Origin of the sequence: Parabacteroides sp. AF18-52, from assembly GCF_003479145.1 — a bacterium.
Classification (GTDB): Bacteria; Bacteroidota; Bacteroidia; order Bacteroidales; family Tannerellaceae; genus Parabacteroides; species Parabacteroides faecis.
Window position 1 is genome coordinate 382,051 of record NZ_QUGR01000003.1, and the last position, 15,587, is coordinate 397,637.

The 15,587-nt window shown below is 43.3% G+C and carries 15 protein-coding genes; 4 read left to right on the plus strand and 11 right to left on the minus strand.

All coding sequences use genetic code 11. The features are described 5' to 3' along the window. Nucleotides 1–71 precede the first annotated feature (71 nt). Both DWX23_RS08380 and DWX23_RS08385 read left to right on the plus strand, forming a co-directional pair. Nucleotides 72–578 (plus strand): DoxX family membrane protein, encoded by a 507-nt coding sequence (locus tag DWX23_RS08380; protein WP_122374138.1) that lies wholly within the window; start codon nucleotides 72–74, stop codon nucleotides 576–578. A gap of 4 nt (nucleotides 579–582) precedes the next feature. After that, nucleotides 583–2,232, plus strand: coding sequence for a Gfo/Idh/MocA family protein (locus DWX23_RS08385; RefSeq protein WP_122353066.1), 1,650 nt, complete (start codon nucleotides 583–585; stop codon nucleotides 2,230–2,232). Between the two features lie 88 nt (nucleotides 2,233–2,320). Here the strand turns inward: DWX23_RS08385 and DWX23_RS08390 are convergent, their stop codons facing one another. From DWX23_RS08390 to DWX23_RS08425, 8 genes are all read right to left on the minus strand, one after another. Continuing rightward, nucleotides 2,321–3,232 (minus strand): DMT family transporter, encoded by a 912-nt coding sequence (locus DWX23_RS08390; RefSeq protein WP_199673243.1) that lies wholly within the window; start codon nucleotides 3,230–3,232, stop codon nucleotides 2,321–2,323. 92 nt (nucleotides 3,233–3,324) lie between these two features. Then, a complete protein-coding gene (locus tag DWX23_RS08395; protein WP_122374179.1) occupies nucleotides 3,325–3,870 on the minus strand; it encodes a DJ-1 family glyoxalase III in 546 nt (181 codons plus the stop codon). A 10-nt stretch (nucleotides 3,871–3,880) separates the two neighbouring features. After that, on the minus strand, nucleotides 3,881–4,732 hold the full coding sequence (locus tag DWX23_RS25130; RefSeq protein ID WP_233587543.1) for an energy transducer TonB: 852 nt from the start codon (nucleotides 4,730–4,732) through the stop codon (nucleotides 3,881–3,883). Between the two features lie 11 nt (nucleotides 4,733–4,743). Continuing rightward, nucleotides 4,744–5,301: a hypothetical protein gene (locus DWX23_RS08405; RefSeq protein ID WP_122374140.1), complete on the minus strand. Its 558-nt coding sequence runs from the start codon at nucleotides 5,299–5,301 to the stop codon at nucleotides 4,744–4,746. A 94-nt stretch (nucleotides 5,302–5,395) separates the two neighbouring features. Continuing rightward, nucleotides 5,396–6,232 (minus strand): energy transducer TonB, encoded by an 837-nt coding sequence (locus DWX23_RS08410; RefSeq protein WP_122353069.1) that lies wholly within the window; start codon nucleotides 6,230–6,232, stop codon nucleotides 5,396–5,398. Nucleotides 6,233–6,237: 5 nt separating this feature from the next. Then, nucleotides 6,238–6,648, minus strand: a complete 411-nt coding sequence (locus tag DWX23_RS08415) for a biopolymer transporter ExbD (protein ID WP_007658774.1) — start codon at nucleotides 6,646–6,648, stop codon at nucleotides 6,238–6,240. An 8-nt stretch (nucleotides 6,649–6,656) separates the two neighbouring features. Further along, nucleotides 6,657–7,367, minus strand: a complete 711-nt coding sequence (locus tag DWX23_RS08420; RefSeq protein ID WP_122374141.1) for a MotA/TolQ/ExbB proton channel family protein — start codon at nucleotides 7,365–7,367, stop codon at nucleotides 6,657–6,659. 36 nt (nucleotides 7,368–7,403) lie between these two features. Next, a complete protein-coding gene (locus DWX23_RS08425) occupies nucleotides 7,404–8,120 on the minus strand; it encodes a pyridoxine 5'-phosphate synthase (RefSeq protein ID WP_122374142.1) in 717 nt (238 codons plus the stop codon). 85 nt (nucleotides 8,121–8,205) lie between these two features. Here DWX23_RS08425 and DWX23_RS08430 point away from each other — a divergent pair, with 85 nt between their 5' ends. Both DWX23_RS08430 and DWX23_RS08435 read left to right on the plus strand, forming a co-directional pair. Next, on the plus strand, nucleotides 8,206–8,865 hold the full coding sequence (locus DWX23_RS08430; protein WP_122353072.1) for a CBS domain-containing protein: 660 nt from the start codon (nucleotides 8,206–8,208) through the stop codon (nucleotides 8,863–8,865). A 92-nt stretch (nucleotides 8,866–8,957) separates the two neighbouring features. Further along, entirely contained in the window at nucleotides 8,958–9,833 is an 876-nt protein-coding gene (locus tag DWX23_RS08435) for an NAD kinase (protein ID WP_122353073.1), read from the plus strand. Between the two features lie 440 nt (nucleotides 9,834–10,273). Here the strand turns inward: DWX23_RS08435 and DWX23_RS08440 are convergent, their stop codons facing one another. The 3 genes from DWX23_RS08440 to DWX23_RS08450 form a co-directional block, all read right to left on the minus strand. Continuing rightward, nucleotides 10,274–13,402, minus strand: coding sequence for an ATP-binding protein (locus DWX23_RS08440; RefSeq protein ID WP_233587544.1), 3,129 nt, complete (start codon nucleotides 13,400–13,402; stop codon nucleotides 10,274–10,276). A gap of 261 nt (nucleotides 13,403–13,663) precedes the next feature. Continuing rightward, entirely contained in the window at nucleotides 13,664–14,812 is a 1,149-nt protein-coding gene (locus DWX23_RS08445; protein ID WP_233587545.1) for a BamA/TamA family outer membrane protein, read from the minus strand. 29 nt (nucleotides 14,813–14,841) lie between these two features. After that, nucleotides 14,842–15,534 carry a porin family protein gene (locus tag DWX23_RS08450; RefSeq protein WP_122374144.1) on the minus strand — a complete coding sequence of 231 codons (693 nt, stop codon included), beginning with the start codon at nucleotides 15,532–15,534 and terminating at the stop codon, nucleotides 14,842–14,844. Between the last annotated feature and the right edge of the window lie 53 nt (nucleotides 15,535–15,587).

Below are 15,587 nucleotides of genomic sequence, written 5' to 3' on the forward strand. Positions count from 1 at the left end.
CATAAATCTTTTCATTTCTTTTATCTCCGGATTTTATCCCTATATTTGCGAGGTTAAATCAAATACATGAAATGATACAGAAAGATTCTTACACTTCTGCGCAGCTGACCGCGATGGTTGTCCTGCGATTATTCATTGGCTGGCATTTTGCCTACGAAGGACTGGTGAAGATCCTGAATCCTAAATGGACATCGCTTCCTTACCTCCTGGATTCCAAAGGTTTTATGTCTGACTTTTTTGCTGGATTGGCTAGTGATCCGGCTATGATGAACATGGTTAATGTGCTGAACGAATGGGCGCTGCTGTTAATCGGTCTCGGACTGATAACAGGTGCTTTCAGCAAACTCTCTTCTATCGGAGCAATGATATTGCTTGCGTTTTATTACCTTTCCCACCCTTCTTTTATCGGTGCACAATATATGATGCCGTTTGAAGGTTCATATCTGTGGATAGACAAGAATCTGGTCGAGATGGCTGCGCTGGCGGTATTGTTGGCTTTCCCCACCTCTCATATTATCGGGCTGGACCGTTACCTGAAAAAGGCGATCCCCTTATTGTCTAAACTCAAATTAATGTAATATCATGGCAACAGAGAACAATAACAATACTCCGAAAGATAATAAAGGGCCTGAATCGGAAGGCCGTCGTAATGCCCTGAAAACATTGGCAACCATCCCTGTGCTGGGGGCGTTGGGTTATGGCGTCTACAGGAAACAGAAACACGATAAGGAAGCGAAGAGCCTGGGTAGCGCTTTCCGTTTCGATCAGGAACATCGTATGATTCCCGCCCAGCCGGATGGGAAAAAGATACGTATCGGGATGATCGGTTTCGGTATCCGCGGTAAACAGTTGATGCGTGCGGCAGGTTTTGCCGAACCTTCCTGGATCGACGGATTGATCGAAGGGGCTAAAAATGATAGTAAAGATAAACGTTACGAGCAGTTCCTGGAACAGGACGACCTGAATATCGAAGTGACCGGCGTATGCGATATTTTCGATGTGTATGGCGAAGCGGCTGCACTGACGGCTTCTAATATTCACAGGGAAGGTTCGAACGGCAAGTTCGGTAAACGTCCGACACGTTACAGAACCTATAAAGAATTGTTGGCGGCAGACGATATCGATGCCGTGATCATTGCTACTCCCGACCATTGGCACAGTACGATGGCGATGGAAGCAGCCAAAGCCGGTAAGCATGTCTATGTAGAGAAACCGCTTTCATGGACGGTTCCCGAAACGTATGCGGTTCGTCAGGTGGTGAAGGAGACCGGTATCGTGTTCCAGTTAGGCCATCAGGGACGACAGACCGACAGTTATATCCGTGCCAAGGAGATCATCGACAAGGGGCTGATCGGTAAAGTTTCGTTGATCGAGGTTTGTACCAACCGTAACGATCCGAACGGAGCCTGGGTCTATCCGCTGATAGAAGGTGCTTCTCCCGATACGATCGACTGGAAACAGTTCGAGGGACCGGAAGAACGTATCAAGGAATATACCGACTATATGACATCGAACAACCTGCAGCGGTATATCGGTCCTGATCCCCGCGACAAGTTCAGCCTGGAACGTTTCTTCCGCTGGCGTTGCTGGTGGGATTACAGTACGGGACTGAGCGGTGACTTGCTGACACACGAATATGATGCGATCAACCAGATATTCGGTGTAGGTATCCCTCATTCGGCTACCTCTTCCGGTGGTGTCTATTTCTTCAAGGACGGACGTACCGTGCCGGATGTATTGCAGACCACCTTTGAATTTCCTGACCGCGATATGACGATGTTGTATAGTGCCACGTTGGCAAGCAACCGTCCGCGTGGAAAAGTGATCATGGGACACGATGCCCAGATGGAATTGTCCAATACGATCACTTTGAAAGCCGATCCTGCTTCCGAGATTTATAAAGACAAGATCGACAAGGGGATCATCAAACCGAACGAACCGTTCTATACCTATATACCGGGACAAAATTCGGTGGATGCCATTACGTCGCCTACGGAGTTGTACTTCGCTCAACGCGGTCTGCTTTATACATATGTAAGCGGTAAGCGTTACGACACGACTCACCTCCATATCCGCGAATGGCTGGAATGTATCCGCCAGGGAAAACAACCCAGCTGTAACATCGATGCTGCATTCCAGGAAGCCATGACCGCCCACATGGGTACACATGCTTATCTGGAAGGACGTACGATGTATTGGGACAAGGAAAAAGAAGAGATCGTGAAAGGGTAATCTGATAAAAACAGATAAAATAAAAAGGGCAGCGTCTTTTATATGACACTGCCCTTTTTATTTTTTTATAGACGACCGGAAGTTATCTTTAACGGATCAGTGTCCTGCGTAAACTACGCAAGGTTTTTTGTATTGTTTTGGAGAGGATGATCATCGTTACGGCAATGATAATAAGCAGAATACCGGTAGCCAGATTGAATGTGAACGGTTCGCCGAACACCAGCACGCCGACGAAAACGGCGGTGACAGGCTCCATTGCCCCCAGTACGGCTGTGAGTGTCCCGCCGATATTATGGACGGCGAGTACGAGTGTGATATTGGAGATGACGGTCGGGACAACGGCCAGCAATATCAGGTTGACTACCGACACGGCGTCGGGGATGGGCTGGATACCTTCGTTGGTACTTGCTTTAACGGCAAACAGGAGGGTGCTGACAATGAATACATAGAACGTCAGTTTCCTCCCTGTCATATTGTGTACTCTCGATTTATTGACCGTAGTGATATAGAGGGCGTAACCGACAGCCGACAGCAGTACGATAAAGACCCCCAATGCGCTCAGCTTCATTTCCCCCTCGTTGATAGACAGGCGTGCGACTCCGCAGATTGCCAGGCAGATCGCCAGCAGCGTGACCCACGATGTCTTTTCGCGGAAAAATACCAGCATGACAAGGGTGACGAATATCGGATAGGTGAAATGTAATGTAGTGGCTATCCCTGCCGACATGAAATTATATCCCCAGAAAAGGAACATGGCGGATGCTGTGTAAAAGAAGCCGAGCAGGATCAGTACGGGAATATCTCTTTTATCGATGCGCATGGATTCTTTTTTCACTGCCATGATACCGATAAGAGCTATCGACGCAAAAAGAAAACGATAGAACAGGATCGAATCGAACTGCATCCCTTTCGCCATAAGCGGCAGAGTAAATAATGGTATCAAACCGAATGTAGCCGAAGTGGCAATGCCGTATGCGAATCCTTTCAAATTATTGTTCATCTTTTTACCTTTTGCTAAAACGGCTGCAAACATACAAAAAAAGCCGTGATATGTATAGAAATATCACGGCTCTTAAATATTATTTCAGATGATTAAATCAATAGTCCTGCGGCAACCTCTTCAGCTACGGCTTCTCCTTTGAGGGCTGTAATGATAGCCAGGGCAAAATCCATGACCAGTCCCGGACCTTTGCCGGTGATGACGTTGTCGGAAACTTCCACGATCTCGCCGGTCGCATTGGCGCCGATCAGCTTCGGTTCGAATCCGGGATAGCAGGTAGCGTTACGGCCTTTCAACAGGCCCAGTCCGCCCAGTACCATCGGAGCTGCACAGATGGCGGCTATGGTGCGGCCTTCACGGTATTGCTGCAATAAGGCTTCTTTTACCGGTTCCGAGTCGTTCAGGTTGGATGCCCCGGGCATGCCACCGGGCAGTACAAGCGCATCGGCTCCGGCAAGGTCTGCTTTTCCCAGCGTCGTATCGGCAGTAACCGGAACATTGTGTGCCCCTGTTACAACAGGATTGTCAGTGATGGAAACAGTTGTTACTTCGATACCTCCGCGACGCAGGATATCGACTGTGCCCAGGGCTTCCATTTCTTCGAAGCCGTTGGCTAAAAATACAATTGCTTTCTTCATATTACTTCCTTTATTTAAGTTTATATACATAGGTGATTGTACCGCTCTGGTTGTTTGCTCCGCTGATGCTGTTGAACTTAGCACGTTTGGCGGCATCCAGGGCACTCTTACGCATGGAAGCGTTGTCGATGTTGGTACCTCTTCCTATTTCTGCAAATATAACATTTCCTTTTGGATCTACAGTTATGTTGATTATAATCTTACCCTCTTTCAGGATCGTGTAAGCGGGGCGGGGTAAGCCTCCGGCTCCGATAGAACGACCGTTCAAGTTTAATGAACCGTAACCACCTACGTTTTCATTGGTTTCGTGGTCGGAGTTACCGAACGGACTTCCTTGGTTACCTGTAACGTGGTCTATATTTTCTTGGCTATTACTTTCAGTACCGCCGATACCAAATGCTCCGGCAATACGATTATTAATGACCGGCTCTTTCTTGCAATGTTCTTCTTCCCTTTTTTTATTTTTGATAGAAAGTGCAGCTGTTTGTTTAGTTTCAATAGGTTCGGATTGGTGTGTCTTTTGTCTTAAGGCTTGATCTTGTTTCCATAAATATTCTTTAATATAAATGCCGGAAGCGAATCCTTCACCTATGATTGTATCTTTTGATTGTACTTTAAGCAAAAGATTACTAGGTTCTGATTCTATTCGGAGATATTCTTCATCTTTTACATAACTAGTTACAAACTCCATTCCTAAAGAGCCTATGATAACTGTTGATTTTCCTTTAAAGTTAAATGAGTCATAAGCCGATTTTCCCTCAATCAATATATACTTTTCTTCAATATGTTCTGATTTTACTGATGAGGAAAATGAACAGAAGCTTAATATAATAATAGTTGTTATGAAATAATTGTAATACATTGTATTTTCTTTTATTGAGGGTGTTTGCTATGTGTTGGGTTTGCTGAATAGCTTGATTTCCATTTGATGTCTTGGGATGCATTGTAAAAACGATATTCCCAGTCTTTATATTTCCCTGAGTTTATATTGAAACGAGTTGTAGTTTCGATTTGAATGTTATTATGATTATCTTTTTTTTGGAGTTGAGGAATGTTTTCGTTACTTCCTTTTATATCAATATTATCAAAAAGTTCAAATAGAGTACATAAAGGCCCATTGATGACTTTTCTGTTATTATCTATAATGCTTCTAATTAGAATGCCTCCAAAATATTCTGTATTGCTCTCAAAAGAAATATCTATACCACTTAAATGTGTGTGCCATCTGCCTGCTTGCATATTTCTTTTGTATGTCGTGATATCTGGATGGTTATTACTATAAAAATAAAATTCTATTTCAAGGAAGTCATATGTTTTTTCTCCTTTTATTATTTCATACTCATTGAATAATAAATCAGCTAATTGAGTGAATTTACACTTGACGGTCTCTTCGGACAATGCTGGTGGTATTTTTAATAATTGCGTTATCATAACTGTATAAATTTAAGTGTTTAATAAAAAATAAAGGAAGTGCTGATATCTGATTTCCAGTTATCGCACATCCTCTATATATTTGTTAGTAAAACTATTTCAATTTGTATACGTAGGTGATCGTACCGCTCTGGTTGTTCGCTCCGCTGATGCTGTTGAACTTCGCACGTTTGGCGGCATCCAGGGCACTCTTACGCATGGAAGCGTTGTCGATGTTGGTACCTCTTCCTATTTCTGCAAATATCACATTCCCTTTCGGGTCTACCGTAATGTTGATCACGATCTTTCCTTCTTCCTGGATCGTGTAAGCGGGGCGGGGCAAGCCTCCGGCTCCGATAGAACGACCGTTCAGGTTGAATGAACCGTAACCTCCTACGCCTTCGTTAGCTCCGTGGTCGGAGTTGCCGAACGGACTTCCCTGGTTGCCTGCACCGCTTTCTGCATCGCCCTGGCTGTTCCCTTCAGCGCCGCCGATGCCGAATGCTCCGGCTACACGGTTGCTGATGGCCTGCTCTTTCTTGCGACGTTCTTCTTCCAGGCGTTTTTTTTCGGCCTCTTCCCGTTTGCGGCGATCCTCTTCCTCTTTCCGTTTACGCTCTTCTTCTTTCTTGCGTTGCTCTTCTTTCTTCTTAGCGTCTGCTATGGCAACACTTTCTTCGATGTCCTGCGTGATCACTTCCTCTTTCGGTGTTTCTACCGGCGGAGTGGGTGGAGGTGGAGGAGTGGTCGTCTCCTGGGGCAGTTCCTGTCCGGTGTATTTAGGTTCGAAGGTACCGGCGGCGGAGTTTACATTCCCGAAGTTGACAAGGACACCCCCGTCTTCTTCCGGAATTTCCGTACGTAGTACCGTGAACAACAGGATCAGGAAGATCGCTAGGTGGAATGCGACCGAACCGGTTATACTGTATATGTCATCTTTGTTGAATTTCATATCTGTTATTTCTGCGCACGGGTGGCAAGCACCATCTTGAATTTATTTTCGTTCGCTATGTTCAGGATCTTTACGATTTCTTTATAAGGAACTGTCTCGTCTGCATAAAGGGCGACGAACATTTCGGGCTCTTTTGCGTAACTGTCTTGCAGGAACGGGGTGATCTCGTCGAACGTGACCTGCGTTTCCCGTTGGTTACCGAATGCTACGTAGTAATTCAGGTTGGCATCGATGGTAACCCGCGTGAGCGGTTTGGCTGCCGTCTGCTTCTTCGCCTGCGGCAATGTTACCTTGATGGCATTCGGAATGACTACCGTAGAGGTGACCATAAAGAAGATCAACAGCAGGAATATGACGTCGGTCATGGATGCCATGCTGAAGGCTTCGTTTACTTTTGTTCTTCGTTTTAGTGCCATTCGCTTTGTTAATTAGCCGGTTCGTTCAATAAATCCATAAATTCCATGGTGCGGGCTTCCATCTTGTTCACCACGTTGTCGACCTGAGAAACCAGGTAGTTGTAAGCGAACAGGGTGATGATACCGACTACCAGACCACCGACGGTTGTTACAAGTGCTTCATAAATACCTCCTGACAGTAAGGAAACGTCTACGTTCGTTCCGGCATTCGCCATATCGAAGAAGGCGCGTACCATACCGGTTACCGTTCCGAGGAAACCCAACATAGGAGCTCCGGCAGCTGTCGTAGCGATCAGCGGGAAGCCTTTTTCGAGTTTCGCAATTTCCAGGTTACCCACGTTTTCGATAGCAACGAGTACATCGTTCATCGGGCGGCCCAGGCGGGTGATACCCTTTTCGATCATACGGGCAGAAGGGGTATTGGTGCTGCGGCACAGATTCAGTGCCGAATCGACTTTCCCTTCGTGGATATAGTCTTTGATACGGTTCATGAAATTCTGATCTTCTTTACCCGCACGGCGGATAACTAATAAACGCTGGATAAAGATGTAACTTGCCATTAAGGATAACAGCAATAGTACAATCATGATCCACCCTCCTTTGAACGCAAGGTCTATTACATTGATCTCTGCTTCAGTGGGGACTGTTACTGCCGTCAGATCCGGCATCTGCTCTGCTGTCTGTGCCCCTACTGCTTGTAGGGAAAGTAAAATGCTCATAGATTTGTATACTTATTCGTTAATATTAGTTCGTTATTATTGTTGCAAGCATGCTTTGTATAATGAAATGGTTTCCTGTAATCCGTGATACAACGCATCGCAGATCAGGGCATGGCCGATGGATACTTCTTCCAGCCAGGGTATGTTCTGACTGAACCAGGCCAGGTTTTCCAGGCTCAGGTCATGGCCTGCATTGACTCCCATTCCCAGATTCTTTGCTAGTTGTGCGGCAGCAACGAAAGGCGCGACGGCTTCTTCCTTGTTCACCGGGTAATTGGTTGCATAAGGCTCTGTATACAGCTCGATGCGGTCGGTGCCTGTTTTTGCCGCCAGTTCGATGTTGGCCAGGTCGGTTCCTACGAAGATAGAGGTGCGGATTCCCTGTGCGGTGAAGGTATCGACCAGTTCACTCAGCAGGTCGAAGTTTGCCTTTACATCCCAGCCGGCATTGGAGGTGACGGCATCGGGTGCATCCGGAACCAGTGTAACCTGTGTCGGCTTCACCTTTAATACCAGGTCTATAAAATTGTTACAGGGATACCCTTCAATGTTAAATTCTGTCCTGATAAGAGGTTTCAACGCGTACACGTCACTGTATTTGATATGTCGTTCGTCCGGACGTGGATGGACCGTAATTCCTTGTGCACCGAAATTTTCGCAATCCTGAGCTACTTTTAAAATGTCAGGCATGTTACCTCCGCGTGCGTTACGGATGGTTGCAACCTTGTTAATGTTTACACTTAAATTTGTCATCGTATATCGTTATATCTTTTTTCTTTCATTACATTTGCACAAAAGTATCGGCAAATTTAGCAGAATTAAGGGAATTAACAGAATAATGTTGGTGAAAGATTTCATAACGAAGGAACTTCCCGTGTTAAAAAGTTTTGACACAGGGGAATACGCATTAGCATTGATGGATGATTTTAAGTTAAAACATCTGCCTTTGTTGAGCGAAGGGATATACCGTTGCCTGATCTCGGAAAAGGATCTGATGGCTATGCCTGATCTTGCGGCAACGATTGGCGAGCCGGTTCTGTTTGCTCCCAGTGTGATGGAGAATACACATATCCATGAGGCGCTTGCACTGATCGCCCGCTATCAGTTGAGCTTGTTACCGGTGGTCAGTCCGGAAGGTGAATATCGAGGAGCGATTACGAGAGAGAAACTGATCGATATTCTTTCGGAATTGTGTAATGCCGAGACTTCAGGCAGTGTGTTTGTCCTCGAGGTGATGCCGCAGGATTATTCGCTGACGGATATTGCCCGTTTAGTCGAATCGAACAATGCACATGTATTGAATCTGCTTTCGTACACGGATAAAGATACCGGAAGGTTGCATCTTATTATTAAGATCGACCTGGAGGATGCTTCGCCGGTGATCCGTAGTTTCGAGCGTTTCAATTATACCGTCCTGTATTATTTCATGGAAAAAGGGATGGTGGATGATCTGTTGCAACAGCGGATGAACGAGTTGCTACATTATATGAACATTTAATCAGTTGACAGTTGACAGTTGACAGTTTATTAGAAGAACAATATAAAACTGTCAACTGTCAACTGTCAACTGTCAACTTAAAAGACTGTTTTATGAAGGTAGGTATTTTTGGCAGCGAGTATCAGGTTGAGAAACAAAGCCAGATAAAACGACTGTTTGAAAAGTTGATATCGCAGGAGGCGGAGATCTATGTGGATGTCCGTTTTTATAATTTTCTGGCTGATGGTCTGAATTATGAACCTCCCGTTGCGGGATTGCTGACGGACGATCATTTTGATCTCGATGTTGCCCTAAGTGTAGGTGGCGACGGTACGTTCCTGCGAACGGCTGCCCGTGTGAACCGTCAGGATATCCCTATCCTGGGAATTAATACCGGGCGGTTGGGGTTTCTTGCCGATGTGGGAGGAAATGACATCGAGGATACACTGGACGAATTGTTCAAGAACTATTATAAGATAGAAGAGCGCACCTTGTTGCGGCTTCATACGGAAGGGCGGGTGTTTCGCGGTTATAATTATGCCCTGAATGAGATTGCGATCTTAAAGCGCGATACCTCTTCGATGATCACGATCCATACTTCTCTGAATGATGAATACCTGGCTTCTTATCAGGCCGACGGTCTGCTGATCGCAACGCCAACTGGCTCGACGGCATATTCCATGAGTGTGAACGGCCCGATCATCATTCCTCAGAGCAAGAATCTGGTATTGAGTCCGGTCGCGCCTCATTCCCTGAATGTGCGCCCGCTGATCATTCCGGATAATTATACGATCACGCTCGGGGTGGAAAGCCGGAACAAATCTTTTCTGATCTCCCTGGACGGCCGTTCGGAAATCTTTCCGGCAGGCATTCAGTTGACGATAACGAAAGCCGATTATACCACGAAAGTGATAAAAAGATATAATCATACCTTCTATCAGACACTTCGCGAGAAGCTGATGTGGGGAGCCGATGCACGAATGAAATAGGGATATAGGGCGTAAAACTGCTCTAAAAAGATGTTTTATAGCATGTATTTGTTAAACGTGGTTAAATAAATGAGATTTCCAAGTGAAACATTATGCTGCATAACATAAAACCTCTATATTTGCATCGTGTTTTTCATGGTATTAGATTTAAGGTTAACAATGAAGATTGGCTGTCCGTGATGGATAGCCTTTTTTACGTTTATAGGGTTCCTTGTCTTATGCTCATGCTTTATGCTTATAAAATATGTTTTGCAGCAGGTTTTTGTTAAACTGTATTAAATAGATGAGAAAAACAAGCAAAACATTATGCTGCATAACATAAAACCTCTATATTTGCACTGTGTTTTTCATGGTATTAGATTTAAGGTTAACAATGAAGATTGGCTGTCCGTGATGGATAGCCTTTTTTGCGTTTTATACATACCGGTCTGACAGGCCGATTACAGCAGGATCATTCTCGATTGTATGATATCGGATAGCTGTTCCTTTAATTTATTCGCTTGTACAGGTTTAGCCATATAGCCATCAAATCCGTTTGTCATGACTCTCTGTTCATCCGATGCATAGGCAAAGGCCGTAATAGCGATTATCGGGGCAAGAGGATCTATTTTTCGTATTTCTAAAGTGGCATCGTATCCATTCATGACAGGCATGTTCAAATCCATCAGTACGATATCAGGAGATTCGTTTTTAAACATATCTACTGCTTCTTTTCCATTCCATGCGTGTATGAGGTAATAGTCATCTTTGAGTATAGTCTGGAATAATTTGTAGTTACTGTCATTATCCTCTGCTATAAGGATTGTAAGATGTTTTGTTTTGGATTTGACCTGTTTTTGTTTTTCTTCAATCTTTATTGTTTGCTTGACTGGTTCATAAGGTAATGTGAACCAGAAGATGGAACCTTTACCTTCCTCACTTTCAACACCTATCTGTCCGTTCATATTTTCTACGAGCATCCGGCAAATAGATAATCCCAGTCCTGTTCCCTGAACGAAACTGTTTAATTTAACAAATCGTTCGAAGATATCATTCTTTTTTTCTGCAGGAATTCCTATTCCAGTATCTTTGATAAAGAAATACAGCCTTTTATCTCTGATCTCATAGCCAAAGCGGATATATCCCTCTTTTGTAAACTTGATTGCATTGTTTACCATATTAATCACTAACTGGGAAATTCTGTTTTTTTCTCCATGGATACAACATTGAGGATTTCCGGGTTCAAAAACCAGGTGTACTTTGTCGTTATGGAGTTTTAATCTTAAACTGTTCTCTAAATCCTGCATTAACTGGTTCAGTTCGAATTCTGTATAATTGAACTCCATAGTACCTGCCTCTATCTTTGATAGGTCAAGTATATCTCCGATAAGTTGTAGCAGCAGTGTATTATTGTTCTCGATAATGTTGATATATTCTTCTTGTTCGGAAGGTTCTTTGACCGAAGGGAGTAATGTGGAGAAACCTACGATCGCGTTTAACGGCGTACGGATTTCGTGGCTCATATTGGCTAAGAAGGCAGATTTCAATCTGTTTGATTCTTCGGCTTTGTTTTTCGCATCGAGCAGACTGTTCTCCATTTTTTTACGTTGGGTAATTACCAGGGACGATCCGACCAATGTAATAGGGAGTCCATTTTCATCGCGGCTGTCTACTGCAGCCTGAGCCTCGACCCAATCCACTTGAATGCCCCGATCTGTGTGGCTGACTACACGATACTCTTCTTTTACCTTTGTGCATTTACCTTCTATCAGGTCATTGTAGGAATGTTGTACCCGCTGGCGGTCTTCTTTATATATCTTTGCGAAGTATTGCGACTCGGGAACAGACAACAGCTTTTCACTCTGTTCATTATCTGTAATCGCGAGTTCAACCTGGCGATTTACGTCACACAGGATCGTATGTTCACGCAGGTCCCATTTCCAGGGAACGATATTTGCAATGTCGAGTGCCATTGCAAGTTTATGGTTGATTGAATCCAGTTTCACTTGCGTGTGATGAAGGTCGGTGCAATCGACACCAAAAATATCCACGTAGTCAGACTGGATAGAGAAAGTTAGTATTATGTTGAAATAGGTGGAAGATTGCTTGAGATAGTAAGTGAAACTGATTGTTTTTTTCTCTGTCTCCATGAGTTGAAAATAACGTATAAACATTGTCAACTCATCGTCGGGGAGATTGCTCATCTTTTGACCGATAATATCTTTGCCCTGGTGCATTGCATTCAGATATCGGTTGTTCACTTTATGAATGATGGCGTCAACCACTTCTCCTGCCTGATTACGTATCAAGCGTACTTTACAATAAAGTACCGGCATATTCTCAAAAAGATTGCTTAATTCCGCATTGGCTTCAATCTCTTTTTGCTGGGCAGTCTTCAACGCTTTAAGGGATTTTATGCGGCTGAACTGATATAGTGTATACAATATCAATATAATAAATAAGATACCGAGGGCTGCCAGGTGATACTTGTACTTTTCCAGTGCTGTTTTTGGAAGGTTCAGAAAAATAGAACCGGCAGGACACAAATATGTATTCACTTCTTTTTGCAAAAGTGCCGGATAATCAAATATAGGTTCTCCGTCGGGGATATAAAAAGGTATGTCTCTGGGTGCTTTGCCGGATAGGACAGCATTCAATGTCGCTTTTAACTGCTTGTTGAATGTTTGTTGCTGATAAAAATAGCCGCCGATCATCCTGCTGTTGGGCATGATTGCGTCTCCTAATGCAAAGATCGGAATGGTCGTATTGGAGATTACCTGAAATGTATTTGCCATTAACAGGTCTCCTCCGGCAAAGGTTTGGCGGGTGAACCAGGAAGAAAAGAGGACTCCTGTAGTGTTTATATCAGCAGAGTTAAGCTTATGTAGCAAAGAATCTGTCGTCATTTGTGCAGCAGAGAGGAACTCGTACTTTAAATCCGGATATGATTTTTTTAATAAAAGACGCAGATCGTGATCTAGTTGCTGATTGATATAACGTCCGTCTCCGATAAAAGTCAATGTTTTCATACCGGGGATTATTTTTTGCATCAGGTCTACATTTTCAGGCAAGTAGTTTTTGGTTTCCAGCATTGTAAGGTTGTAACTTTCCGTTAATTGTTCCAATGGTACTTGCATGGTGATTTCTACCGGACGTTTTTTTATGTAGTTTTCGATTGGGCTTAAATAAGGCAATTCAGCACACAGAACCAGAGGGATATCATCGCCCCAATGTTTTTTGCAATCGTCACACATTATGAACGAACTGTTTCCCAGCAGTAAAATGGCTTTGGGCGCATGTGTGTATCTGGGGAAAAAAGATTCTTTAAATTTATTCAGTTTAGTAGAATCATCGATCATTAACATGTTCATATTCTCGACATAAAAATCAAGATTTGAACCTGCTACCAATTCCTGTTGTATAGGGGTAATGAGTGCATTACTCCAGGTAGCATCGGATGTGTAACTGTTCAGAACCAATAAATAATCTTTATTGGAATCTGAATTTTTGGCGACTAAATTTATAGCGCAGGCAAGCTGTAAGCCTGCAAAAATTGCTAAAATCGTGTTGAGGCGCATATTAGATTTCATAACAATACAATATGAAATTTTAAAAAAAACTGGGCAAATATAATCTTTTTTTTGATCTGAGTTATTCCTTTTGATTTTTATTGCTTCTTTGGTCTTAAAAATGATGTTTGCGTGTTGGTTTGGTTAATAAATGTTTTCTAATTTTGTTAATTGCCGCTTTGGTGTATGACAATAGAGAATAAGCCAAGCACAGATGCATGCTTGGCTCTTACTTTTTGAGTGTTTGTGATTTGTGGTGACTTTTTTAAGTTTATAAAACTCTTAAAAAGCTTCTGCAAAGTTGAATACAAATCCTCCTGTATCTTTCCCAAAACCGTAATCTATACGGGCATTTACATTATGTTTAAATTCGATTCGTAATCCCAACCCGTAGTTGGGTAAGATATTCTTACAGTTGAATTTTTTCAGTTCAGGAAATACGCTGCCGGTTCCAATCCACGCCACACAACCCAGGCGATTGAATATGTGTTGGCGTAATTCCACTTGGGCAGTCAGCTGATTACAATCGATGTAACGTCCCCCGTAATAACCACGCATACGGAAACCGCCGCTACCTAGTTCTTCCCGTAAAGGCCAGGGTGTGTTCTTTTTATTGAATTGTCCGTAAATATCTCCGGCTATTATACCTCCGGACCATACTTTCTGATAGATATCGAATATAAAGTTGGTACTGAACAGTGTTTTATTGAAACTGCCTAAGAACTCAGGATATATCACTTCTTTGAACATGATATAAACGCCCCTTTTCGGATTTAGTATAAAATCGCGGGTATCATACTGAAGTGAAATACCCAGACCTGTGAAAAAATAACTCTGCTTTTGCCCTTCCAGGTAAGAGATGTCTTTTATATCGGATAAATCTGCATAATTGAGATTGAAGGCGGCTCCGATATAGAATTGTTTACTTAGTTTATAAACATAATCGGATTCCCATCTTATCTGTTGCCGGGTATATTCGGATAAAGGATTCATGGCACATCCTTCATAAGAAACTCCCCAGAAGTTAAGCGTTTTACGGGCAAATTCAAGGCTATAGGATAAGCGCGACCTGTTTCCTTTGAAATGGTTGTTGCCTGTCGCTGTAAGTGTATAGAAGCCGTTTATAGAAATATTGCCTGTCAGGGTAATGTCGGAAGGCTGCATGATCGAATCCTTACGGTCCAGACGATATAATCCGGTAGCCATTCCTCCGACTCCAAAGCTGCCTTCGCGGGTATAGGAAGGAGCTACGGCATAACTCATATCTATTTTTCTTTCAAAAGTGCGGTCTACATTACCATGTATAAAGCTATTCCAGTATTTTTTCAAAGCGCCGTCCTTTTTCTCTATATAGATACTATCTTGTTGTGAATAAAGAGGCATGGCCATAGAAGCGGAGAAAATAAAAAGAAATAAAAACTTAAGTTTCATCTTTTGTGTGTTTGGATGTTGGTTTACTTTTATTTCCGGAAACAGTAGGCGAAGCCCAGGCTAAATGTTTGTGGGTGCAATGCCGCAGAACTTTCATTCGCATCCAGCAGATTGGATATGCTTATCTTGTAACTTACATTTATCAGAAGTCCGAAAGGAAACTCGTAACTGTTTATAATACCGAAGCCTGAGTTTGAATCCCGCATGACAGGTGTTCCGCTTTCTGTATTTTTTTCGTAGAGGTCGATTTTTTCCCCTTCTCTTTTCAATGAAGCGTCGAGGCCGAACTCCGTATAAGGGCCAATCCCGATGTGGATGCGGTGCCCATTCTTTAATTTAGTGTGATACATCGCATAAATAGGAATTTCCATTCCCCAATAGCGATAAATGCCGTTTTGGTTGTTACGGCCGAATTCAGATTCTTTGTAGTGGAGTAAAAGTTCCGGTTGGATTGAGAAATGTTTGGAAATTCCCAGATTCAGAAATCCTCCTGTCGTTACGCCCGGCTTCATTACGCTTTTTCCACCCCCTATTCCGGAATGGACGAAGCTGGAATAGTTGCTTTCTACCAGGACTCCGCCGGATATTTCGATCTTTTTATTCTGTTTGCCTTCTTGTGTTCCCTCTTCAGGCTTTTGATTGTTCGTAGTTTGCGCACTGCCGGATATCATGTTTATTCCGGCCAGGAGTAACGCGAGCATTAACATTTTCTGTCTTCTCATTTTTGTTTTATTTATTCGTTTTTAAACTTGTGCAAAAGTAGAGCGGGGGATAG

What these genes read in the sequence shown, in the direction of transcription:
- DWX23_RS08430 (WP_122353072.1), top strand. Translation starts at nt 8,206, where the DNA reads ATGTTGGTGAAAGATTTCATAACGAAGGAACTTCCCGTGTTAAAAAGT.
- DWX23_RS08450 (WP_122374144.1), bottom strand. Translation starts at nt 15,534, where the DNA reads ATGAGAAGACAGAAAATGTTAATGCTCGCGTTACTCCTGGCCGGAATA.
- DWX23_RS08410 (WP_122353069.1), bottom strand. Translation starts at nt 6,232, where the DNA reads ATGAAATTCAACAAAGATGACATATACAGTATAACCGGTTCGGTCGCA.
- DWX23_RS08380 (WP_122374138.1), top strand. Translation starts at nt 72, where the DNA reads ATGATACAGAAAGATTCTTACACTTCTGCGCAGCTGACCGCGATGGTT.
- DWX23_RS08405 (WP_122374140.1), bottom strand. Translation starts at nt 5,301, where the DNA reads ATGATAACGCAATTATTAAAAATACCACCAGCATTGTCCGAAGAGACC.
- DWX23_RS08425 (WP_122374142.1), bottom strand. Translation starts at nt 8,120, where the DNA reads ATGACAAATTTAAGTGTAAACATTAACAAGGTTGCAACCATCCGTAAC.
- DWX23_RS08390 (WP_199673243.1), bottom strand. Translation starts at nt 3,232, where the DNA reads ATGAACAATAATTTGAAAGGATTCGCATACGGCATTGCCACTTCGGCT.
- DWX23_RS25130 (WP_233587543.1), bottom strand. Translation starts at nt 4,732, where the DNA reads ATGTATTACAATTATTTCATAACAACTATTATTATATTAAGCTTCTGT.
- DWX23_RS08385 (WP_122353066.1), top strand. Translation starts at nt 583, where the DNA reads ATGGCAACAGAGAACAATAACAATACTCCGAAAGATAATAAAGGGCCT.
- DWX23_RS08420 (WP_122374141.1), bottom strand. Translation starts at nt 7,367, where the DNA reads ATGAGCATTTTACTTTCCCTACAAGCAGTAGGGGCACAGACAGCAGAG.
- DWX23_RS08435 (WP_122353073.1), top strand. Translation starts at nt 8,958, where the DNA reads ATGAAGGTAGGTATTTTTGGCAGCGAGTATCAGGTTGAGAAACAAAGC.
- DWX23_RS08445 (WP_233587545.1), bottom strand. Translation starts at nt 14,812, where the DNA reads ATGAAACTTAAGTTTTTATTTCTTTTTATTTTCTCCGCTTCTATGGCC.
- DWX23_RS08415 (WP_007658774.1), bottom strand. Translation starts at nt 6,648, where the DNA reads ATGGCACTAAAACGAAGAACAAAAGTAAACGAAGCCTTCAGCATGGCA.
- DWX23_RS08395 (WP_122374179.1), bottom strand. Translation starts at nt 3,870, where the DNA reads ATGAAGAAAGCAATTGTATTTTTAGCCAACGGCTTCGAAGAAATGGAA.
- DWX23_RS08440 (WP_233587544.1), bottom strand. Translation starts at nt 13,402, where the DNA reads ATGAAATCTAATATGCGCCTCAACACGATTTTAGCAATTTTTGCAGGC.